Origin of the sequence: Filimonas zeae (assembly GCF_014641615.1) — a bacterium.
Lineage (GTDB): Bacteria > Bacteroidota > Bacteroidia > Chitinophagales > Chitinophagaceae > Filimonas > Filimonas zeae.
The window spans coordinates 1-554 of the sequence record NZ_BMIB01000020.1 but is presented as its reverse complement, the minus strand read 5'-3'; the positions used below and the strand labels follow the sequence as shown (position 1 = coordinate 554).

Sequence of the window (554 nt, the reverse complement as noted above, 5' to 3'; positions counted from 1 at the left end):
GTAATTACTTATACTGTAACCACTGGTTCGGGTTGTGTAAGCCAGGATACTGCTCGTGTGACTGTAAATGCTTTACCTCAGATGGTGAAGACCGCTGGTTCCCGTGGAGTATGTGTTGGTAGTACTATTACTTTGAGTAATGCTTCTACTGGTGGAACGGGCGTATGGAGCAGCAGCGCTAATGGTATTGCTACTGTAGATAATAATGGCGTAGTTCGTGGCGTAGGTGCTGGTAATGTGGTGATTACTTACACTGTAACAACTGGCTCAGATTGTGTAAGCCAGGATACTGCCCGCATAAATGTAAGCGCTTTACCTCAGATGGTGAAGACCGCTGGCCCTCGTGAAGTATGTGCCGGTAGTACTATTACATTGAGTAATGCTTCTACTGGTGGAACGGGTGTATGGAGCAGTAACAATCCTGGTGTTGCGACTGTAGATAATAATGGTGTAGTTCGTGGTGCCGGTGCTGGTAATGCAGTAGTTAGTTATACTGTAACCACTGGTTCTGGTTGTATAAGCCAGGATACTGCCCGTATAACTGTAAATGCTTT

General features: G+C 45.7%; 1 protein-coding gene. It reads left to right on the top strand.

The genetic code is table 11. The features are described from left to right. Window positions 1-554 (top strand): Ig-like domain-containing protein (locus IEY13_RS30040; protein ID WP_188959474.1); only part of this gene is annotated, 554 nt, incomplete at both ends.